20 protein-coding genes are annotated in these 22,355 nt (G+C 48.8%); 19 read left to right on the top strand and 1 reads right to left on the bottom strand.

Annotation, left to right across the window (positions count from 1 at the left end):
* Nucleotides 1-353 (bottom strand): hypothetical protein (locus tag Q0393_RS00425; protein ID WP_298977077.1); only part of this gene is annotated, 353 nt, incomplete at its 3' end.
* A gap of 137 nt (nucleotides 354-490) precedes the next feature.
* Between Q0393_RS00425 and gap the strand changes: the two genes are divergently transcribed.
* The 19 genes from gap to pglD all read left to right on the top strand — a co-directional run.
* A complete protein-coding gene (gene gap / locus Q0393_RS00420) occupies nucleotides 491-1,495 on the top strand; it encodes a type I glyceraldehyde-3-phosphate dehydrogenase (RefSeq protein WP_298977075.1) in 1,005 nt (334 codons plus the stop codon).
* Nucleotide 1,496: 1 nt separating this feature from the next.
* On the top strand, nucleotides 1,497-2,708 hold the full coding sequence (pgk, locus tag Q0393_RS00415; RefSeq protein WP_298977073.1) for a phosphoglycerate kinase: 1,212 nt from the start codon (nucleotides 1,497-1,499) through the stop codon (nucleotides 2,706-2,708).
* The gene (locus tag Q0393_RS00410; protein ID WP_298977071.1) at nucleotides 2,705-3,418 is read left to right on the top strand and encodes a triose-phosphate isomerase; all 714 of its coding nucleotides are present in this window, start codon (nucleotides 2,705-2,707) and stop codon (nucleotides 3,416-3,418) included. Before pgk ends, Q0393_RS00410 begins: the two co-directional genes overlap by 4 nt.
* 264 nt (nucleotides 3,419-3,682) lie before the next feature.
* Nucleotides 3,683-4,510, top strand: a complete 828-nt coding sequence (gene fabI / locus Q0393_RS00405) for an enoyl-ACP reductase FabI (RefSeq protein WP_298977069.1) — start codon at nucleotides 3,683-3,685, stop codon at nucleotides 4,508-4,510.
* 23 nt (nucleotides 4,511-4,533) lie between these two features.
* A complete protein-coding gene (locus Q0393_RS00400) occupies nucleotides 4,534-4,878 on the top strand; it encodes a hypothetical protein (RefSeq protein WP_298977068.1) in 345 nt (114 codons plus the stop codon).
* 255 nt (nucleotides 4,879-5,133) lie between these two features.
* Complete coding sequence (locus Q0393_RS00395) at nucleotides 5,134-6,498, top strand: 3'-5' exonuclease (protein WP_298977067.1); 1,365 nt, start codon at nucleotides 5,134-5,136, stop codon at nucleotides 6,496-6,498.
* On the top strand, nucleotides 6,488-7,342 hold the full coding sequence (locus tag Q0393_RS00390) for a DNA ligase (RefSeq protein ID WP_298977065.1): 855 nt from the start codon (nucleotides 6,488-6,490) through the stop codon (nucleotides 7,340-7,342). The genes Q0393_RS00395 and Q0393_RS00390 overlap by 11 nt, the downstream gene beginning before the upstream one ends.
* Nucleotides 7,343-7,394: 52 nt before the next feature.
* Nucleotides 7,395-8,384 carry a UDP-glucose 4-epimerase GalE gene (gene galE, locus Q0393_RS00385; protein ID WP_298977063.1) on the top strand — a complete coding sequence of 330 codons (990 nt, stop codon included), beginning with the start codon at nucleotides 7,395-7,397 and terminating at the stop codon, nucleotides 8,382-8,384.
* A gap of 81 nt (nucleotides 8,385-8,465) precedes the next feature.
* On the top strand, nucleotides 8,466-10,004 hold the full coding sequence (locus Q0393_RS00380) for an oligosaccharide flippase family protein (RefSeq protein WP_298977062.1): 1,539 nt from the start codon (nucleotides 8,466-8,468) through the stop codon (nucleotides 10,002-10,004).
* The gene (locus tag Q0393_RS00375; RefSeq protein ID WP_298977061.1) at nucleotides 10,001-11,623 is read left to right on the top strand and encodes a Coenzyme F420 hydrogenase/dehydrogenase, beta subunit C-terminal domain; all 1,623 of its coding nucleotides are present in this window, start codon (nucleotides 10,001-10,003) and stop codon (nucleotides 11,621-11,623) included. The genes Q0393_RS00380 and Q0393_RS00375 overlap by 4 nt, the downstream gene beginning before the upstream one ends.
* On the top strand, nucleotides 11,620-12,681 hold the full coding sequence (locus Q0393_RS00370; protein ID WP_298977059.1) for a polysaccharide pyruvyl transferase family protein: 1,062 nt from the start codon (nucleotides 11,620-11,622) through the stop codon (nucleotides 12,679-12,681). Before Q0393_RS00375 ends, Q0393_RS00370 begins: the two co-directional genes overlap by 4 nt.
* A 1-nt stretch (nucleotide 12,682) precedes the next feature.
* The gene (locus Q0393_RS00365) at nucleotides 12,683-13,762 is read left to right on the top strand and encodes a glycosyltransferase family 4 protein (RefSeq protein ID WP_298977057.1); all 1,080 of its coding nucleotides are present in this window, start codon (nucleotides 12,683-12,685) and stop codon (nucleotides 13,760-13,762) included.
* A complete protein-coding gene (locus Q0393_RS00360; protein WP_298977056.1) occupies nucleotides 13,762-14,907 on the top strand; it encodes a glycosyltransferase in 1,146 nt (381 codons plus the stop codon). Before Q0393_RS00365 ends, Q0393_RS00360 begins: the two co-directional genes overlap by 1 nt.
* Complete coding sequence (locus tag Q0393_RS00355; protein WP_298977055.1) at nucleotides 14,904-15,947, top strand: glycosyltransferase; 1,044 nt, start codon at nucleotides 14,904-14,906, stop codon at nucleotides 15,945-15,947. Before Q0393_RS00360 ends, Q0393_RS00355 begins: the two co-directional genes overlap by 4 nt.
* 247 nt (nucleotides 15,948-16,194) lie before the next feature.
* Nucleotides 16,195-17,313, top strand: a complete 1,119-nt coding sequence (locus Q0393_RS00350) for a glycosyltransferase (RefSeq protein ID WP_298977053.1) — start codon at nucleotides 16,195-16,197, stop codon at nucleotides 17,311-17,313.
* 2 nt (nucleotides 17,314-17,315) lie between these two features.
* Complete coding sequence (locus Q0393_RS00345; protein WP_298977051.1) at nucleotides 17,316-20,096, top strand: STT3 domain-containing protein; 2,781 nt, start codon at nucleotides 17,316-17,318, stop codon at nucleotides 20,094-20,096.
* A 72-nt stretch (nucleotides 20,097-20,168) separates the two neighbouring features.
* Entirely contained in the window at nucleotides 20,169-21,296 is a 1,128-nt protein-coding gene (locus Q0393_RS00340; protein ID WP_298977079.1) for a glycosyltransferase family 4 protein, read from the top strand.
* Nucleotides 21,289-21,894, top strand: coding sequence for an undecaprenyl phosphate N,N'-diacetylbacillosamine 1-phosphate transferase (gene pglC / locus Q0393_RS00335; RefSeq protein ID WP_298977049.1), 606 nt, complete (start codon nucleotides 21,289-21,291; stop codon nucleotides 21,892-21,894). Before Q0393_RS00340 ends, pglC begins: the two co-directional genes overlap by 8 nt.
* On the top strand, nucleotides 21,881-22,355 hold a 475-nt coding region (gene pglD, locus Q0393_RS00330), incomplete at its 3' end, for a UDP-N-acetylbacillosamine N-acetyltransferase (protein ID WP_298977047.1). The genes pglC and pglD, both read left to right, overlap by 14 nt.

Below are 22,355 nucleotides of genomic sequence, written 5' to 3'. Positions count from 1 at the left end.
TCGTGCTCGGTGTAGGTTACCGGAATATCTTTCTTGCCTTTTCCCGGTGTATACACTCCCTCTCCGCGTTTGAAAAGAAGCTCGATACCTTCGTCGTTCGTAAGCATTATGCCGCTTGCGGAAGCCGCGCGTTTGAGATTATGCTTTTTACCCTTTTCATCGGTTAACACGCCCGTTGCGAACATATCGTTCGAGCTAAGGCTGATGCGCTTATCTCCGGTATCTCCGAGTAGAAATACGATCGTATGCGCTACGGACTCTTGCTTTTGCTGCGGAGCCGTATCGGCCTTAGGTTGGTTGCATCCGCTTAAAATCGCGATTGCCGCTAATGACGAGAATACAATTCGTCTCATTTTTTCTCCTTTAAAAAAAGTTCGCGAATTATATAGCCAAAAAGTAAATCCTAGATTTCGTGACTTTTTATTTAATCAAAGATTAACCCAAATTTAGTAAAATTCCAGCTGAAAACATCCCAAATAAGGAGAACCTTATGGCAGTAAAAATCGCAATTAACGGCTTTGGAAGGATCGGTAGGTGCGCGGCTAGAATTGCGCTAAGCAGGGACGATATAGAGCTTGTGGCGATCAACGATACCGCTAAGCGCGAGCTTACGAGATACCTGCTTCAATACGACACCGTTCACGGCGAGTTTCGTAAAAAAGTAGAAATTATAAGCGACGAATGCATAGCCGTAGACGGAAAAAAGATCCGCGTCTATTCCACCAGAGAGCCTGCAGAGCTTGATTTTGCGGGCGATGGTGCAGAAGCTGTGCTTGAATGTACTGGTGCGTTTTTAACGAGCGAAAAATGCAAGCCGTTCATAGATAACGGTATCGGCGTAGTCGTAATGAGCGCGCCTGCCAAGGACGATACGCCTACTTTCGTAATCGGCGTTAATGAGGGCGCTTATGCAGGACAGCGCGTCATCTCAAACGCTAGCTGCACCACTAACGGCCTAGCTCCGATTGCAAAAATTTTAGACGATGAGCTTGGTATCGAAAAGGGTCTTATGACGACGATTCACGCCTATACACATGGACAGAGTCTAGTCGATGTAAAAGCCAAGGATTTTCGCCGTTCACGCGCCGCGGCTCTTAATATCGCTCCGACCACGACGGGCGCGGCAAAAGCGATTAGTAAGGTACTTCCGCAGCTAAGCGGTAGGATGCACGGGCAATCTGTGCGCGTGCCGGTGGCTAACGTTTCGATGGTTGATCTAACGGTGCTAACGCGTAAACAAACGAGTGCCGAGGAGCTAAATGAAATTTTCCGCCGCTATGCCTCTAAAGAGATGAAAGGAATTTTGCTCGTAGACGACGATAGCCGTGTCAGCAGTGATTTTTGTACTTCAGAATACTCCAGCATCGTAGCTAGCGACTGCACGCAGGTAATTGACGGCAATCTGATAAAAGTGATGAGCTGGTATGACAACGAGTGGGGATATAGCGAGCGCCTCATAGATTTAGCCTTATATGCGGCAAAAAGAAGGAAATAAGATGGGCGAAATTCTTTCGATTAAAGATTTGAAATTTAAAGAGGGCGCGCGCGTTTTTATCAGGTGCGATTTTAACGTGCCGATGGATGAGTTTTGTAATATTACGGACGATCGTCGCATCCGTTCGTCTATCCCTACGATTAAATATTGCTTAGACGAGGGCTGCGCGGTAATTTTAGCCAGTCATTTAGGGCGCCCGAAAAACGGATACGAAGAAAGACTTAGCCTAAAGCCTGTGGTAAAGAGGCTATCTAGGCTTTTGGAGCGCGAGATAAAATTTGTCTCCGACGTCGCGGGCGAGGAGGCAGGAGCTGCGGTAAATTCGCTTAAAAAGGGCGAAGTGCTTCTGCTAGATAATCTGCGCTTCGAAAAGGGCGAGAGCAAAAACGACGAAGCACTAGCTAAGAGGCTCGCAAGCTACGCGGAATTTTATATCAACGACGCTTTTGGTGTATGTCACCGCGCGCATGCTTCGGTAGAGGCGATTACGAAATTCTACGATGAGGCGCATAAGGCGGCGGGATTTTTATTGCTAAAAGAGATAAAATTCGCCAAAGACCTTATTAAAGATCCTGCGCGTCCTTTTGTAGCTGTAACGGGCGGCAGCAAAGTAAGCGGCAAGCTTCAGGCGCTTAAAAATTTACTTCCTAAAGTCGATAAGCTCATCATCGGAGGCGGCATGGCGTTTACGTTTTTAAAAGCCGTCGGATATGACATCGGTAATTCGCTTTTAGAGGAGGATCTTATATCTGACGCACTAAATATCTTGCGCCGCGGCAAAGAGCTTGGGGTTAAAATTTATATCCCCGTCGATGCCGTCGCAGCTCCGCAATGCTCGCAAGACGCCGTTACAAAAAAGGTTACCGTCCAAGAAATTCCAAGCGATTGGATGGGGCTAGATATCGGACCTGCGACCGTAGCTCTTTTTAAAGAAGCCTTAGACGATGCACAAACGATCTGGTGGAACGGACCGATGGGGGTTTTTGAGATCGATAAATTCGCTCGCGGCAGCCTGCATATATCGCACGCGATCGCAGATAGTGACGCCACGACCGTAGTGGGAGGCGGCGATACCGCAGATGTCGTCGAACGCGCGGGCAACGCCGACGATATGACTTTTATTTCTACCGGAGGCGGTGCGAGCTTAGAACTCATCGAGGGCAAGGAGCTGCCGGGCGTGCGAGTGCTTACCGCTAAAACGGAGCTGCGATGATACTGGCGGCGAATCTTAAATGCAACCATACCCGTGCTAGCTTTGAGCGGTACGCTAAAGCTTTAGATGAGGGCTTAGCGGGCGTAATTTCGCGCGAGGATGAAATTCTAGTTTTTCCTCCTGCTAGCGCATTTTGCGCAGGGGTGAAAAATTTTACTCAAGGCGCTCAGAATTTCTATCCTGCCGCGCACGGCAGCTTTACGGGCGAAATCGGCGGCGATATGCTGGCGGAATTCGACATCAAAACCGTTCTTATCGGACATAGTGAGCGGCGCGCTATTTTGGGCGAGAGCGCGGAGCTGATAAGAGAGAAATTCAGTTTTGCCGCAGCACGCGGCTGGCGCATCGTCTTTTGCGTCGGAGAGGACGAGGCGGCATTCGCGCAAGATCGCAGCGAGGGCTTCGTAGCGGCGCAGCTTGAGGGTATCGATCTAAAATATCCGAGCTTAGTACTAGCCTACGAGCCCGTCTGGGCGATCGGTACGGGCAGAAGCGCGCAGCGCGAGCAGATCGAAAGAATGCTGAAGTTTTTACGCACCGAAAGCTCCGCGCCGCTACTTTACGGAGGCAGCGTAAACGCCGCAAATATCGGCGGTATTGTGGGTATTGAAAACTGCGATGGGGTGTTAGTGGGTACGGCGAGCTGGGACGCGTCGAAGTTTTTGGAGCTTATACGCGTCGTCTCGCATCGCTATACTTCGTTGCCTTAAAATTTTGCTCGGTCATTACCTAATAGGGTAACTCCCGTCGCAAAATTTTAAGTCGCCTAGTCTAGCTTCGCGATACTGCCGCTATCAAATTTGGTTTCAAATTTGAATTGCAATTTTTAAGTCAAATTGCGAAGGATTTTGAGATGATTTTTGGGGCTTTGCAGTTAAAATTTTGCGTAGGCTAGACATATAGTCTGCCGAGCAAAATTTTAACAAAATCGCCAAAAAGCGCTCAAAAGCCAAGCAAATTTTAAAGGAGAAATAATGATTTTAAAAGGCAAAAAGGGTCTCATCGTTGGCGTCGCTAACGCCAAATCCATCGCTTACGGCATCGCCGAAGCTTGTCACGAGCAGGGTGCGCAGATGGCGTTTACTTACCTAAACGACGCGCTTAAAAAACGCGTAGAGCCGATCGCTGAGGAGTTTGGGAGCAAATTCGTCTATGAGCTCGACGTAAATAACTCCGCTCACCTTGACGGTCTTGCGGATCGCATCAAAGCAGACCTTGGCGAGATAGATTTCGTCGTGCATGCCGTGGCCTACGCGCCGAAAGAAGCGCTAGAGGGCGAGTTTGTAAACACCACAAAAGAAGCCTTTGATATCGCGATGGGCACGAGCGTGTATTCGCTACTAAGCCTCACGCGCGCAGTGCTACCAGTGCTAAAAGAGGGTGGCTCGGTGCTCACGCTAACCTACCTCGGAGGGCCGAAATTCGTACCTCACTACAACGTCATGGGCGTCGCAAAAGCAGCGCTTGAAAGCTCCGTGCGCTATCTCGCTCACGATCTTGGCGCGCGCGGCATCCGCGTAAACGCTATCAGTGCTGGTCCTATCAAAACGCTTGCCGCAAGCGGAATCGGCGATTTTAGGATGATTTTGCGCTACAACGAGATCAACGCGCCGCTAAAACGCAACGTCACGACGCAAGACGTCGGCAAGAGCGCAATGTATCTGCTTAGCGACCTTGCTAGCGGCGTGACAGGCGAGGTGCACTACGTCGATTGCGGCTACAACGTCATGGGCATGGGCGACGTGACTACCGACGCCGAGGGTAAGACGATCCTTGCATGGGATGCGGCTAAGACCGAATAAACGGCGTGCAAAAAGGGCAAAATTTGACGCGCACGGTATATTACGAGGCTAGGCACAAAGCCATAGCAGAGGGCGGCATAGAGGGTATCGCAGCCGTTTTGCGAGGCGATGACGAAGCCGAAAAGGCCTCGCTTCTGTTGTGTTTAGATTATTACCTTGATCCCTACTACGGCTGCACGCTGGCGCATGAGAGCGAAATTTTCGCCCTTTTGCAGGAGCTGCTTCTGAGCGAGCGCTCGCAAGCTATCAGAGACGATATTTTGCAGCTTCTGGGCGATTACTGCGGCGATTTTAGCGTGCTGCGAAGCAGGATTTGCGAGGCGTCTGGCGAGATTTTGCCGGGTATCAAGCGCTTGATCGAAGGATAAATTTAACGATCGGCGCGCTTTTGCGCGCGGTAATTACGCCGCAGCGAGTGGTAGCGAAATTTGCCCGCCTCCGCGCACGCCCCTTTTGCCGCGAAAATACGGCAGCGTAAAATTTTAAGATTGGAAGCGGCGATGAGAACCTTGGATGAGCAAGGAGCTCGATCTAGCGAGCATACCTAAAAACGGCATGGAGATAGAAGATTATTTCAGAGCTGTTTTTGAAAAAAGCGGTAAAAGCCGCCAGGAAGGAGCTTAATGAAAAAGGATTATATCTGCGTATTCGACTGCGAGACGATCCCCGACGTAGCGGCGCTGGTGCGGGTGCTGGATGAGGATGCGATCGCGGGCTGCTTTGAGCCTTTCGATAAAAAAAACTTCTCAAAGCTTCTTGACGCGCAGCTCTCGCAAAAGATCGGCGGCGAGAAGCAAAGCGCGTCTTTAAATTTTGCTGTAAATTTGGCGGAGCAGAATTTTGAAATAAAAAATTCCGAGCAAAATTCCGCGCCTCAAAATTTTACGCAACAAGATGCTGTGCTTCAAAGCTTCGCGAGTGAAAATTCCGCTGAAAATCCAACGCATGGAAATTTTACGAGCGAAAATTCCATGTCGCAAAATACGGCGCCCAAAAATTCCGCATCGCTAAATTTAACCTACGATGATACCGCGCCTCAAGGCTCCGAGGCACAGGGCGCCGCGATAGAAAATTCCGCGCTCCTAAGTCCTGTGCCTCAGAATTTCGCGGCGGAAAGCTCTACGCCTCAAATCTCCGCATCCCAAAGCTCAAAGAGCGAAAATCTCGCTTCAAATTCCGCGCAAGATCTCGCGTTAAACGCGCTAAATTTTAAAATTTATGGCGAGCAGCCGATCTTTAACGCGGATAAAAGCAAAATTTTAAACCACAAATTGCTCTCGCTTAGGGCGATGGAGATTTTCAAAGAAAAAACCGGCAGCGAATTCCTGCCCGTTTGCTTCCACCGCGTCGTTAGCATTAGCGCCGTGATGGCGGACGGATTCGGCAGATTTTTGCGCGTCTCGACGCTCGATGGCGAGAACGAACGCGATAAAATCGCAAAATTCCTAACCTTCATCGAGGATTTTAATCCGCGCCTCGTGAGCTTCAACGGGCGCGGGTTCGATCTGCCGATGATTATGGCGCGCGCGATGTGTTACGATCTAAGCGCCGCGGCGTATTTTGAGACGAACGATCGCGATAACAACAAGAGCAAATGGGAGAACTACCGCAGCCGCTACGACGGGCGGTTCCATCTGGATCTGCTCGATCACATCAGCGATTTTGGCGCCGTTCGCGGGCTCAAGCTCGATCATATCTGCGCTAGCGTGGGCCTTCCCGGCAAATACGATGTGCACGGCGATCAGGTCTTGCAGCTGTATTATGCAGGCGAACAGGCCAAGATCGACGAGTACTGCAGATCCGATGTACTCAACACCTACTGGCTGTTTTTGAAATACGAGCTTTTGCGCGGTAAGATCACCAAGGACGATTATCTGAATTACATCGCGGTGATGGGCGAATTTTTGCAAAAAGAGTGCGCGGGCATGAGCTATACGCCCGTTTTTTGCGAATTTATAGAAAAGGAACTGGCGGCATATGCGAAGTGAAATTTTTAAAATTTTAAAAGGCGCGGTTTTGGGTGCGCTATTTTTGGTTTGCGGCGCGGTAGCGGACGAGGCTAAATTTAAACCGATGCTGCTTAAAGAGTACGTCCCGGGCATGAATATCACGGGCTGGGTCATCAGTGAGAAGCTAGACGGCGTGCGCGCGATCTGGGACGGCAAAAATCTGCGCTCCAGACGCGGCAAGATCATAAACGCCCCCGAGGGCTGGAGCACGGGTTTTCCGCCGTTTTTCGTGGACGGCGAGCTATACACGGCGCGCGGGGAGTTTGAGCAGCTCGTATCGATAGTATCTTCTAGCGTGCCCGATGAGCGGTGGAGCAGGGTGAAATTTTACGCGTTTGACCTGCCGAAGGAGCAGAAAAACCTAAGCGCAAAGATGGAAATTTTAAGAAATTTTATCGCTTCAAGCGGCGCGCAAAATTTACTCATCGTGCAGCAGACCCCGGTAAGTACGCACGCCGACGTGCAGGCGTATTTTGATCGCGTCATCGCAGCAGGCGGCGAGGGGGTCGTGCTGCGCGATCCAAACGCGCTTTATGAAAGCGGGCGCAGCGATAAAATTTTAAAATACAAAAAGACGCACGATAGCGATTGCAAGGTCGTAAAAATCAACCCGGGCTACGGCAAAAACGAGGGCAAGATGGGCTCGCTTAGCTGTGTAGATCTACGTAGCGGGGCGAAATTTAAAGTAGGCACGGGCTTTAGCGACGAAATGCGGGCAAATCCGCCTAAGGTGGGCACGATCATCACCTATCAATACCAAAACCTAACCCGCGAGAAAAAGCCGCGCTTCCCCGTATTTTTGCGCGTGCGACCAGCGATTTAATCTAAGGGGCTATAATCGCGTATTTTGATAAATTTGATCCGAAGGAGAATAGATGAAAATTTTAATCACAGGCGGCGCGGGATACATCGGCAGCCACGTCGCAAAAGCGCTTTTAGAAGCGAACCGCCACGACGTCGTCATACTGGATAATCTTTGCAAAGGCTCTATGCGAGCGATCGAGGCGCTTCGCAAGATAGGCGAGTTTGAGTTCGTACAGGAAAGCCTGGAAAACATCCCTGCAATCGAGGAGCTTTTTAAGCGCGAAAAGTTTGACGCGATCATTCACTTTGCGGCGTTTATCGAGGTTTTTGAAAGCACGCAAAATCCGCTAAAATACTATCTAAACAACACCGCCAACGCGATGAATTTAATCGCGCTTGCGAACAAATACGGCGTGAAAGATTTCATCTTTAGCTCCACTGCGGCGACCTACGGCGAGCCAGGCGTCCCGCAAGTAAGCGAAGAAACTCCGCAAAATCCGATCAATCCGTATGGCAGAAGCAAGCTGATGGTCGAGTGGGTGCTAAAAGACGTGGCGGCGGCAAATCCAAATTTTAAATATGGAATTTTGCGCTACTTCAACGTTGCAGGTGCGGCTAGCGACGGCACGATCGGGCAAAACTATCCGAACGCGACGCATCTTATCAAGGTTGCAACTCAAACTATCGTCGGCAAGCGCGATAAGATGAGCATTTTCGGCGATGATTACGACACCAAGGATGGCACCTGCATACGCGACTACATCCACGTAGAAGACCTCGCAAGCGCGCATCTGGCGGTGCTTGATTATCTGCAAAGCGGTGATAGCGCGGTATTTAACGTAGGCTACGGCACGGGCTTTAGCGTAAAAGAGGTCGTCAATGAAGCCAAAAAAGTAAGCGGCGTGGATTTTAAAGTGCAGATCGCTCCGCGCAGAGCGGGCGATCCTGCCTGCCTCATCTCAAACGCGGATAAAATTCGCACCAAAACCTCTTGGCATCCTGAGCACGAGAGCCTGGATGAGATCATCCTAAGCGCGCTAAATTGGGAAAAGAAGCTCTAGGTTCTAGCGTGAAAGTGCGATTTGAAATTTTAAAATTTTACTCCGTCGCGTTTAATAGCGGCGAGCAAAAGGAAGCCTTGTTTGCTTAAAATTCTAAACGCCCCCGAAGCCGCGCAGCGCAAGCTCGGCGTCGTGCTATCGTATGTGAATATCTTTGTTTCTACGATACTTACTTTGGTTTATACGCCGTTTTTTCTGCGGGCGCTGGGGCAGAGCGAGTTTGGGCTATATTCTTTATCAAGCAGCGTTATCGGCTATTTGGCGATTTTGGATTTAGGTTTCGGCAACGCCGTGACGGTCTATACCGCCAAATACGCCTCAAGTGGCGAAGTGGAGCGCATGCATAAGCTGCACGGCACGATTTTTAGCGTGTATTTGGTAATGAGCGCGGTGGTCGTGCTTGCGGGAGCTGCGCTGCTGGCCAATCTGCACGCGATTTTTGGCGCTAAGCTAAGCACTAGCGAGATGGGCGAAATTCGCATTATGCTAATGCTGCTAACTGCGAATTTAGCGATTAGTTTTCCTTTTAGCATCTATTCGTCGATCCTTACAGCGCATGAGAATTTCGTATTTATCAAGATAATTGGGATCTTTCGTACGATCGCTCTGCCGCTAGCTGCGGTGCCTGCGCTACTTTTGGGATATAAGGCTATCGCGATCGTAATCATCGCTACGGCGGTAAATTTAATCTGCGTCGCGGCAGATTTCATCTACTGCAAGCGCAAAGTCTCGCCCGTGATAAGCGTGCGAAATTTCGACACCCCCACGCTTAAGCAAATTTTTGGCTACTCGTTTTTTATATTTTTAGGCATCGTAGTCGATCAAGTAAACTGGAATGTCGATAATTTTATCTTAGGCGCGGTCGCAGGCGCTACGGCGGTCTCCACGTATGCCGTAGCAAGCACGATAAATGCCACTTTCGTCACGCTTTCGCTCACCATTAGCGGCGTAATGCTTCCTAAAATTGCCAAAATGGTCTCTGCAAACTCCACCGATTCCGAGCTTAGCGCGGAATTTATCAAGATAGGCAGGCTGCAATTTTACGTGATATTTTTTATCGCGTCGCTTTTGGTGATTTTTGGGCGAGAGTTTATCGTGCTATGGGCTGGCACAAATTATGAAATTTCATACGCAATCGCGCTTATTTTGGTACTTCCAGTAAGCGTGCCGTTGATTCAAAATTTAGGCCTAGCCGTGCTTCAGGCAAAAAACAAAGTCAAATTTCGCTCAATCGCCGCGTTTTGCGTCACGCTCGTAAATATCGCTATTTCTATCCCGCTAGCTAAGGCTTACGGTGGCGTGGGCGCTGCGTGCGGTACGGCTTTTGCGATCACCTTGCTAAATATCTGCGTGATGAATATCTACTATGCTCGTGTAATCAGACTCGACATCGCTAAATTTTGGCGAAATATTGGCGCGATGGTAGTAAAATTTGCTCCCGCAATCGCAGTAAGCCTAGCGATAAATTACGCATTAGGCTTACATGGAGTGAGCTTTTTGCTAATTTGCGGCGGGCTTTATTCGGCTATGTTTGTGCTAAGCGCATATTTTTGGGCGATGAACGATTACGAACGCGCGATTTTTGGCGGCATTGCGGCTAAGATAAGGAGGCGGGCTTGAGCTTCAATGTAATTAGCGAAGTGGTTACGAAAGACCGCTGTATCGGCTGCGGCGTCTGCGCGAGTAGCTGCCCTTTTAGCGTGCTAAAAATGCGGCTTGGAGGCAATGGATTTTACGCGCCTGAGGAGGGCGAAGGGTGCCGCGACAAATGTGATATCTGCCTAAAAGTCTGCCCGTTTTACGAAAAAGACATGCTTGAAAATGAGCTAAATTCTAAATCATACGCAGAGCTGGAAAGCTTTAGCCCAGATTTTGGCAGGTTTTTAGCCACTTATAAATTCTACAAAAAAGATGAAGCGCAGCGCTTAAGCAGTGCAAGCGGCGGCGCGGGAGATTATATTTTTCGCGAGCTTTTTGCGCGCGGGCTCATTGATTACGCGATTTGCGCTGTGCCTGCGGACGAGGGGGATTTTATAGCCCAAAATTCCAAGCGTGATTTTTCTGCCTGCAATAATTTAGCGCAGCCACAGAATTTGCAAAATTCCGCAACCAAAAATTCCGAACAGAATTCCACAATTCCGAATTTAACGCAGAATTTGGCGGACGATGATTCTATAAATTTTACGAGTGCGCAAAATTCCTTTTGCGAAAATTTTACACAGAATTCCGCGCAAAATTTTACAAATAAAATTTCCACGCAGAATTCTAAAACTTCTTGTAAAAATTCCGTATCAGTGCAAGATTTTGCCTGCGAGAATTCTAAAAACACGCGAAATTATGCGGGCGAAAATTCCGCGCCGCTATTTAAATTTAGCGTGATAAAAAATGCTGGTGAGCTTACTCGTGCGCGCTCGTCCGCTTACTATCCGCTCACGCTTGAAGCAGTGCTAAAGGAGATGTCGCGCCGCGAGGGCAGATACGCGATCAGCGCGCTGCCATGCTTTGCTAAGGCTTTAAGGCTTGCTGCGAGCAAAAATCCGCGCCTTAAATCCCGCATAAGCTTTATTATTGGGCTGGTTTGCGGACAGGGCAAGGGTGCTGGTTTTACGCATAAACTAGCAGATCTTGCGTTTAAAGAGCATAAGCAGCTCGCGGCGGTTAATTACAGATATAAAATCGCGGGCAAAAGTGCGATGAGCTTTGGCTTTAAATTTCGCGCTGCAGACGGCAGTGAGGCGATAGACGATCGCAGTAGTAGCGCCTTTGCATACTGGAGCTCGCGCGCTTTTACGCCGCTTGCGTGCAACTCCTGCACTGACGTTTTTGCCAAATGCGCCGACGTCGTGCTGATGGATGCGTGGCTACAAAGCGAAATGAGCGAGTGGCGCGGCACATCGCTCGTAATTACGCGCACAGCTCAGATCGACGCGCTGTTTTCGCAGCCTACGAAGCAGGCACGCGAGGCGATTTTTTGCGAGCGGATATCCGCAGCAGAGGTACAGCGCTCGCAACAAAGCCAGGTAGAGTGCAAAAACGAAATTTTCTACGGCGCGAAAAACCCGCTTAAGCGTTACATATTGCGCCAGAAGCTTCAGATCCAGCGATATAGCGCTACGCATTTTGATTGTGATGATTTCATCGCTGCTAGGCTTAAAAAAATCGCCGCTGCGAATAAAGCGCTAGCGCTTTTGGCGCTACCAAAGATCGCGGCATATAAAATTTATAGGAAGTTTGCATGAAGATCGGGATTTTTACCCTGCCGCTAGTAAATAATTACGGCGGAATTTTACAAGCTTATGCGCTAAGCCGCGTGCTAGTGGGGCTAGGGCATGAGCCGTGGCTCGTAAACTTGCACCTGCAAAGAAGCAAACTATCGATTGCGTATCTTAAATTTTTAGTGGCATGCGCGCTTAAAAAGGAGTTTTGCGGCGCGAAATTTAATCCCTCTTACGAGCGCGATACTAGCGAGTTTGTATCGGAAAATATTCCTTCAACCGCGCCTGTTTGCACGCCTGCGGATTTAAAGGCGCTGTGCGAGAAAGAACGCTTTGAAGCGGTGATTTTAGGAAGCGATCAGGTTTTTCGCCCTAGCTATTTTGCGGATTTTGCAGATTGCTTTAGCCTTGGATTTTTGCCGCCTAACTGCACGCGGATCGCCTATGCTGCAAGCTTCGGCGGAGATAGGCTTTGTGGGCTTAAAAACCCCGCAGATTTAAAAGCTCACGCTGCAAATTTGGCTAAATTTAAAGCTATTTCGGTGCGCGAGCGCGATGGTGTAAAGCTTGCGCGCGAATGCTTTGGCGTAGATGCGCACTTGGTACTGGATCCTACACTTTTGGCTAACAAAGAGATTTACGATAAATTTTTAAGCCTTGCGCCGCAGCGCAAGGGTTTTGCCTATATCCTAGATCCATCGCCTCGCTCAGAAGCGGCGATAGAGCTACTAAAAAAGCAAAGCGGCCTAGAGATAGATGAGGTGAACGACCGCGGTAACCGCATCGGCATAAAAGCGTGGCTAAGCGCTATTGCGGGCGCAGAGTTTGTGTTAACCGACTCATTTCACGGCTGCGTATTTTCCATAATCTTTAATAAGCCGTTTTTTGTGCTCGTTAATGCCAGTCGCGGCGCGTCGCGCTTTAGCTCGCTTTTGGGCTTATTCGGGCTTGAAGATAGAGCTTTGCAAGATCCCAAAGACGCGCGCTTTAACGCTACTATCGATTGGGATGGCGTAAATGAGGCGTTGCGCCGTAAAAGAGAGGATTCGATGAAATTTTTAAAAATAAGTTTAGGCTCATAAAATGAAAATAGCTATGGTAATTTCTGCTTTAGGCAAGGGCGGTGCCGAGCGCGTGCTAAGCGTGCTGGCAAATTTTTTCTGCCGTGAGAATGAAGTCTGTGTGATAAAATTTGACGCAGATGAGCCGTTTTACGCGCTGGATCCTAAGATCGAGCTTCTTAGCTTGGATTTAGGAGTGGGCGATTTGGGAGTATTTGGCAATATAAAAAAGCGCTACGATAAAATTTTGGCCTTGCACAGGCTTCTAAAAAGTCGTAAATTTGACGTAGTAATCTCGTTTTTAGATAATACCAATGTCCTTACGCTTATCGCAAATCTAGGAGTCGGGCAGAAAATCATCGTCTCCGAACACACCAATCATCGTTTTTTAAAAAGTCCGATCTGGCGAGCGCTAAAGCGGATCTTTTATCCGCAAGCTGCAGGTCTTAGTGTGCTTAGTAAATTTGATCTGGATCATTACACATATGTGCAAAATCGCGTGATTATGCCTAATCCGATGTTTGAGATCAGCCATGCTAAAGACGCCCGCCCGCCTAAAGAAAATATCATCCTAGCAGCCGGCCGGCTCAATGTCTATAAGGGCTTTGATGTCCTTCTTAAGGCGCTTGCGCTTATAGATTTCAATCTTTTAAAAGAGTGGAAGGTGGTGATCGCTGGCGACGGAGAGGAGCGAAAGAGCCTTGAAAGCCTAGCTGCGAAGCTGCGCTTAAATGTGCAGTTCATCGGCTTTGTGCGCGATATCGAAAGCTTATATGAACGTGCTAAAATCGTCGTCGTAACCTCCAAGATGGAGGGCTTTTGTAATATTTTGATGGAGAGCATATTTTTCGGCACCGCTAGAATTTCCACAGATTGCATCGCAGGTCCTAGCGAGCTTATAAGCGATGGCGTAGATGGGTTTTTGTGCCCTGTAGGCGATAGCGCGAGCATCGCAAAAAAGCTTGAAATTCTAATGAGCGACGAAAAGCTGCGCGAGCGGCTCGTGCAAAACGCCTCTAAGCGCGAGGAGAGCTTTAAAATTGAAACGATCGGGCGACGCTGGCTGGATTTCATAGCCGCTACGATACACAGGGAGGAATAATGAGCGAAAATCCCCTAATCTCGGTCATCATCCCCGTTTATAATGTCAAAGAATTTCTGCGCGCTTGCATGGAGCGCATCACGGCGCAGACCTATACGAACTTAGAAATTTTGCTCGTAGATGATGGATCAAATGATGGTAGCGAGGCGATTTGCGACGAATACGCTGCGCGCGATCCCCGTGTGTGCGTGCTGCATAAACCAAACGGCGGGCAGGCTAGCGCGCGAAACGCTGCTTTGGATGTCGCTCGCGGGGAGTTTATCAGTTTCGTAGACAGCGACGACTTGATAAGCCTTGATTTGATTGAGACGCTTTTTCGTCTGACGCAGAAATTTTGCACCAAAATAGCTATGTGCGGCTACACAGCATTTAGCGACGAGAGCGAAATAAATAATTTAAAGGCGGCTTTAAATTCTAAAGAAAATCAAAATTCTAAAGAGATTAGCGATCCAGGAGGAGCTGCAAATTCAAATGCCAACGCAGGCGAATACAAAATATCGCCGCAAGAGCTTTTTAGACGCAGCTGCACGCAGGATCCGTATTTTAGCACCGCGGTTTGGCGCGCGCTGTTTGCTCGCGAAATTTTCACTGCTTTGCGCTTTCCTACGGGGCAGATCTATGAGGATGTGGCGATATTTTTTGATATTTTTAACGCTTCTATTACGGCGTGCACGGATGAAATTTTATATTTTTACCGCGTAAGGGCGGGCTCGACCGTTAATTCATTCTCGCGCCGCCACCTGGCTGCGATCCCCGCCGTGCGCAGATTTACGGACTCCATCGTCTCTGCATATCCGCAGCTAAGGGAGGAGGCGAACTTCACGCGCTGCGAATCCGCCCTAAATACGGCGTTTATGATGATAAGATCGCAGATGAGCGCGCCTGCTAGCGGCGCCATAAATTCGAGCGCGAAAGAGGGCGCGGGCGAAATTTCAAGCGATAAGGCGCCAAATAGCGACGAGGCGTTGGGCGGCGATGAAGCGGCTGCCGTCATTTCGCAGCTGCACGGCTTTGTGCGTGAAAATTTAAACTTTAAATTTTTCATGCGCCACGCAAATAGGGCGCAAAAAATTTTAATGGTTTTGTTTTACGCAAACCCCGCTCTATTGCGGGTTTTATATAAAATTTACAAGGGGCTTAGATGAAAATTTTATTCGTCATCGCAGCTCTTAGAAACGGCGGCGCCGAGCGCGTGCTTCAGGTTTTGGCGAACCATTTTGCGCGCGCAAACGACGTTACGATCGCGATTTTGGAAAATGACGAGGGCAGGTATAAATTTAGCGAAAAGATAAAATTTTTGCATCTGGATGTTTATAAAAATGGCGGCAGGTTCGATAAATACAGAATTTTGCGCGAGTGTTTCAAGCGCGAGCGCCCAAGCGTCATCATCAGCTTTATGGACTGGACGAACGTAGCGTGCGTGATCGCAAGCTTCGGGCTAGGCATCCCGCTCATCGCGACCGAGCACAACGCGCACGATTATCTGCCAAGCGGGCTTTTTAGCCGCGTGCGCGATCTGTGCTATAAAAAAGCGGACGCGCTTACGGTGCTTACGCGCTCGGACTTTGAGTACTATTCGCGATTTGTCAAAAACTGCTTCGTCGTGCACAACCCCTTTTTCGGCGAGATCTGCGATACCAAAGGCGCCAAGCAAAACGTGATCTTAAGCGTCGGCAGGCTCGAGCCCGTCAAGGGGTATGAAATTTACTTTGATGCGCTAAGCAGGATCGATAAAAGCCTGCTTGCGAAGTGGGAAATTTTAATCGCGGGCGACGGCTCGCTGCGCGAAAGCTTGCGCGAGCTGGCAGCACAGCTCGGGCTTGAAGTGCGATTTTTAGGGCACAAACAGGATGTGAGCGAGCTGTATAAAGAAGCCAAAATTTTTGTACTCAGCTCGCTTAGCGAGGGGCTTCCGAACGTGCTGATCGAGTCTGCGTTTTACGGCTGCGCACGGCTTAGCAGCGATACAGCAGGTGCAAAAGAGCTCATAAAGGACGGCTTTAGCGGCATTTTGTTTAAACGCGGCGATGCGAATGAACTTGCGAGCAAGCTTGAAAATTTAATGCGTGATGAGGCGCTGCGAGACGCTCTCGTGCAAAATGCAAATGAAAATTTAGACGAGTTTTCGCAAGAGCGCATCGTTGAGCTCTGGCAGGGCTTGATCGATCGGTTTGCGCGCAAATAGCAGCCGCTTATCGATGCCCTAGCGGCGTGTAGGGATTAAATTTAAACTTCGGTATGCTAAGATAGGCTCTTGCGCCCGAGCAAAACGGTGCGTTTAAATTTATAAAGCCGCATCGCGCGATGAAATTTTAGCCGCTTGGGGTAGCACAAAACGCGCTAAATTTAAACAGCGCGGCGTATGCTCGCATAAAAAGGCGTAAGTAAAGCTTAAATTTAGGGCGCGGCAGCGATATTTAAAAGGTAAAGGGATGAAGAAATTAAGCGTTTTTATATATTCGATGGCAGGAGGCGGCGCCGAACGCGTCGTAAGCAACCTCTTAGGCGAGCTTACGGCACGCTACGAAGTGCATCTGGTGCTGATGAACGAGAGGATTTTTTATGAAATTCCAAGCGGCGTGCAGATCCACTTCATCGAAAAATCAGCCCCTTTTGAAAATGGACTGTTGAAGCTCGCAAAGCTGCCGTTTTTGGCGCTGCGATACAAAAAGCTATGCGAGCGCTTAGGCATTGATATTCACTTTGTTTGGATGAACCGCCCGTGTTACGTGGCGGCGCTGGCGCGAGTTTGCGGATTGGGCGGAGCGATGATTTTTAACGAATGCTCGACGCCGTCGGTGCTGTATAAAGATGCGAGCTTCAAATCTAAAATTTCAAAGCTTTTGCTGCGCAAGCTCTATCCGAAGGCTGATTTTATCTTCCCTAATTCGCTCGGCAATCTGCGCGATCTGGCGGATAATTTCGGAATTGACGAGCGCAAGATGAGCGTGCTGTATAACGCGATCGATCTTGATGAGATCGGTCGCAAAGCGGGTGAGCAGGTCGCGCAGGAGCGGCCGTTTTTCCTAAGCGTCGGCAGGCTTGATGCGGGCAAAAACCACGCACTTTTGATCCGCGCGTATGCAAATTTAAAAAATAACGACAAAGACTTGCTGATCTTAGGCGACGGCGTGCTGCGAGCCGAGCTTGAGGCCCTGATAGAGGAGCTAGACTTAGGCGGTCGCGTGAAGCTTTTGGGCTTTGACGCAAATCCGTATAAGTATATGGCTAGATGCTACGCGTTTGTCTTCGTAAGCCTTTTTGAGGGCTTTTCAAACGCGCTTATTGAAGCGCTTGCATGCGGCAAGCTCGTGATTTCAAGCGATCATCAAAGCGGCGCGCGCGAGCTTATGGGGCAGAGCGAATGGGGCGTGCTGGTAGGCGTAAACGACCTAGAAAGCACTCAAGCGGCGATGCAAAAAGCGCTGGATGATGAAAATTATGTAAAATTTTATGAGAAAAAGGCTAAAATTAGAGCCTCGTTTTTCGATAAAAAACGGATAGCAAGCGAGCTGATCGCAAAAATAGAACAAATCGACGAAGGAAAATAGGCGTGGGTGAAGAAAAAAAGGCTTTTAGCGTTAGAGAGATCGACGAAGGATCGGACGATCAAAAAGGCGCGCAATCAATGGGTGCCGACAAAGCTGCCTTAAGCGAAAATTTTGCTAGTGAGGGAAATTTTGACGCAGAGTATTCCGCAGGCGGCGGTGAGAATTTTAGCGGAGAAAATGCCGCAATTGAGGGTAGCGAGGATACCGCGCCTCAGAGCGATAAAAATTCCGCGCTTGATACAAAAAATTCTGCGAGCAAAAATTCCGCGCACGCCGGCGTTAAAAATTTAAGCGACGATCAAGCGCGCGCTGTTTCTGCAAAAATGCGAGCACAAAAAAAATCCAAAAAGGCTAAAAAATCAAGCGGACGAAATTCTACCTCGGTAAATTCTGAAAATTCCGCAGGCGCAAATTCTGCAAACTCAAATTTGAAAGGCACTGCGAATTCCACGAGCAAAAATTCTATAAATAAAAATTCCGCTGGCGTTGCGAACTCTACAAATAAAAATTCCGCAAAAGCCGCTAATTTGGCTAAATTTAAAAATGCGAATTCCGCAAGCGCTTTAAATTCTACAAACGGCATAAATTCTGATAATTCTAAAAGCTTTACAGCAGAAAATTCCCAAAATTCTAAAAATCAGGCAGCCGGCGCGCTTCCTGCTAGGCGCAGAATTTTTGGCTTCATAAAAAATTATGAGTTTTCCAAGCATATTTTGCTGATGATTGTGTTCGCATTTGCCTTTAGCGTGGCGTTTCGCATGTGGTGGGTGCACTGGGCGAGCGGCTTTGTGAACTACTTCTTTTGGGATGGCGAGCTGATGATAAACACAAACGACGGCTATGCCTTTGCAGAGGGCGCGCGCGACCGCCTCGCCGGCTTTCATCAGCCCAACGATCTTAGCTACTTTAGTGCACCGCTTTCGATCGTGACGGCGTTTTTGGCTGAAATTTTGCCCTTTAAAATCGAGACGATCTTCGTTTATCTGCCGGCTTTGTTTAGCTCGCTCATCGTAGTGCCGATATTGCTTATCTCAAGTGAGTTTCGCTGCATGCGCGCGGGCTTTATAGGCGCGCTTGTCGCGAGCGTGGCGAATAGCTACTACAACCGCACGATGGCGGGGTATTACGATACCGATATGCTAAATATTGTGCTTGCGATGTGTATTTTGTGGGCGCTCATTCGCATTTGTACGCGCGGCTCGCGCAGCACGCTGTTTTGGCTGGGTGCGTTTACGATATTTTATATGTGGTGGTACCCGTCCAGCTTTTCGCTAAATTCCATGATGCTCACCATGTTTTTCGCCTACACGCTGATTTTTAAGCGAAAAAGTGCGGTAAATTACGAAGCGATGATTATCTTTTTGATCGCGCTTTGCTCCACGCCTTTGGTAGCTAAAATTTTAATCTCGCTTGCGCTATTTTGGCTCTTTGCGTTTAAAGGAAAGCTATTAAATTTTAAAATTTTAGCGATTATCGGCGCACTTGCCGTAGTCTTTTTCGTCGCAAACGGAGGTCTTAGTCCGATCATCTTTCAGGCGAAATTTTATATCTTCCGCTCCTTCGCGGACAACGCCGATACGGCATTTCATTTTTTCAACGTCAATCAAACAATCCAAGAATCAGGCATCGTGCCAACTAATATCTTTATGGAGCGCATCAGCTCGCACGTCGCGGTTTTCGTGATCGCGGCAATCGGATATTTGCTGCTTTGCTTTAGGCATAAGGAATTTTTGCTCTCGATCCCGCTTCTGCTTTTGGGCTTTGCAGCGAACAAAGCGGGCCTTAGATTTACGATCTATGCAGTGGGCGTAATGGGACTGAGCTTCGGATATATTTTGTATTTTTGCGTAAAGCGCTTGGATCTGCCAAAGATCGCAGGGCGCGCGATACTGCTTATTTTAACGGCGCTTGCCATTTACCCCGCATGGCAGCACATCGTCTCGTACAAGGTCGATACGGTCTTTTATCAAAGTGAGGTACGGGTGCTCGATGAGCTTAAAGATAAAGCGAAGCGCGAGGATTATGCGCTTTCGTGGTGGGACTACGGATACGGCATACGCTATTACAGCGACGTAAAGACTCTCATCGACGGCGGCAAACACCTCGGCAATGATAATTTCCCTGTTAGCTTTGCGCTTTTTAGAGATCAGATGAGCTCTGCAAATATGGCGCGCCTGGATGTCGAATACACCGAGCGTGGATATAGCGAAAAAATTCCAAACAAGCTAAAGCAAATTTTAAAAGATTATAACGCCACGGACGTAAATGACTTTATCTTAAGCTTAGGACTGGCTGATTTTAAGCCGCCGAAGCCTACGCGCGACATCTATTACATCTTGCCCGATCGTATGATGAATATCTTCCCCGTCGTTACGCAGTTTTCAAACATCGACATCACCGACGGCAAGCAGCTGGGCGAGCTGTTTTTCATAACGAGCGATAGGTTCGTTCAGGATCAAAGCGGCGTGCATATGGACAACGGCTTTTCGATCTCGCCGAGCCTTTTAAATTTAGAGTATAGCGGCAGAAAATTTGCGATCAATACCTTTTATGAAACGAGCTACGACGCGAGCGGCAAGCTTGCGGTCAAAGAGTTTAATATGGACAGCAGCGCGCAATTTTACGTGATTTTCATGCGCGATTACGGGCGATTTTTGCTGCTAGATAAGACGATGCTAAACTCAAGCTATATTCAGCTTTTTGTATTTGAAAGATATAGGCCCGAGCTATTCGAGCCTGTGATCTTAAGCCCTGCTGTGAAAGTTTATAAATTAAAGCGCTAGATAAATTTTGCCGCAAGCTAAGGAGAAATTTATGAAATTTAATCTCGCAACGCCAAAGAAGGAATGCAACAGATGGCTCGCATAGGGTTTTTAAGCCATGCCGATATGAGCTTACATTTCTTTCGCCGCCCGATAATGCAGGCTTTAAAAGAGCGCGGGCACGAGGTTTTCGCAATTGCTCCTCGTGGCGCTTATACGCAGGATTTAGCGCGCGATTTTAATGCCATAACCTACGATCTTGATCGAGCGAGCTTAAATCCGTTTACCATATTTAGCAACACCAAAGCCCTTGCGCGCGAGCTAAAGAGGCTAAATTTGGACCTGCTGCAAACAGCTGCGCACAAATCAAACGTGTTTGGTACGCTGGCGGCTCGAGAGGCGGGTATAAAATATGTGATAAACTTAGTCGAGGGACTGGGTAGCTTTTATATCGACGAAGATATTAAAACAAGGCTCGTGAGGGCTGTCTTGGAAAAGCTTTATAAATTTTCATTTTCGCAGGCGGATGCTTGCGTATTTGTAAACGATGCCGATCCTGATTATATGCTATCTCGCGGGCTTATTGAGAAGCAAAAGGTCATAAGGATTAAAAGTGTAGGCGTAGATGCTGAAAGATTCAACCCCAAAATCGTTAGTGCGGCGGATCTGGGCGAGGATTTGCACGGCAAAAAGATCGTGCTGATGATAGCTCGCGCGATGTGGCATAAGGGCGTGAGAGAATTCTACGAAGCAGCAGAAATTTTAAAAGATCGATCGGATGCAAAATTTGTCTTCGTAGGCGAGGGCTTTGCGGGCAATAAAAGCACCGCCGATCCTACGTTTTTGCGAAGTGGTGCGGTGCATTATCTGGGTGCTAGAAACGATGTGCCTGAGCTTTTGAAAGCTAGTTACTTGCTGGCGCTGCCTAGCTACAAGGAGGGCTTCCCGCGCACGGTTTTAGAGGCGACGAGCATGGCGCGAGCCTGCGTGGTAAGCGACTGCAGCGGCTGCGTAGAAGCCGTGCAGGATGGGGTAAACGGTCTAATATGCCGCACTCGCGACGCGAATGATCTTGCGCGAAAGATCGAAATTTTGCTAGATGATGAGCCGCTTTGCGAGAGGCTAGGGCGAAACGGGCGCAAGATGGTACTTGCAAATTACGACGAAAAGATCGTCACGGAAAAATATTTAGAGGTTTATAAGAAATTTATCGATGTATAGGTGTTTTTTAAAGCGTGCGCTCGATTTTACGGCGGCTTTGGTTTTGATCATTTTGGTTTCGCCCGTGATGGCGCTTACGTGGTTCTTAATCCGCAAGCATATTAGCAAAAGCGCGATTTTTACGCAATCTCGCCCTGGTCTTGATGAGCAAATTTTTAAAATTTACAAATTTAAAACGATGAGCGACGAGCGCAGCGCAGACGGCGAACTTCTACCCGACGAAGCGCGGCTGAACGATTACGGCAAAAAGATCCGTGCGCTAAGCCTGGATGAGCTGCCGCAGCTTTTCAACGTGCTAAAGGGCGATATGAGCTTCATCGGACCGCGACCGCTACTGATCGAATACCTGTCGCTTTATTCGCCGCAGCAGCGCCTTAGGCACAGCGTGCGCCCGGGCATCACGGGGCTTGCGCAGGTAAATGGACGCAACGCGATCAGCTGGGAGAAAAAATTTGAGTTCGATACGTATTACGCGCAAAATTTAAGCTTCGCGCTCGATCTTAAGATCGCGCTTTTGACGATTAAAAAAGTGCTTGCGAAAGAGGGCGTAAATAAAGAGGGCATGGCGACGACGGAGAAATTTAATGGGCACAACTAAAATTTACGTCTATGGCGCGAGCGGACACGGGCTAGTGGTCGCCGACGTTGCGCTAGCCGCGCGCGGGGCTAAATTTAGCGAGGTCGTTTTTTTAGACGACGCGGCAGGGCTGAAATTTAGCGAGGATCTGCCGAAGCACCCCGTAATAATCGCAATCGGCGATAATAAAACCCGCGCAAAGATCCAAGAAAAAGTAGTACGCGCGGGTTTTGAGATAGCGACGCTAATTCATCAAAGCGCCATCGTTAGCCCAAGCGCTGCTATCGGCGAGGGCGCGGTCGTAATGCCCGGCGCCGTGATAAATGCGCGAGCTAAAATCGGTCGCGGCGTGATAATCAATTCAGGCGTCGTAATCGAGCACGAGTGCGAGATCGGCGAGTTTGCGCACATTAGCCCTAACGCAGCGCTTGCGGGCGGCGTGAAGGTGGGGGCGTTTTCGCACATTGGAATCGGTGCCAGCG

This window comes from uncultured Campylobacter sp., from assembly GCF_938015785.1.
Taxonomy (GTDB): domain Bacteria; phylum Campylobacterota; class Campylobacteria; order Campylobacterales; family Campylobacteraceae; genus Campylobacter_B.
This window is presented reverse-complemented; position numbering and strand designations above follow the sequence as displayed.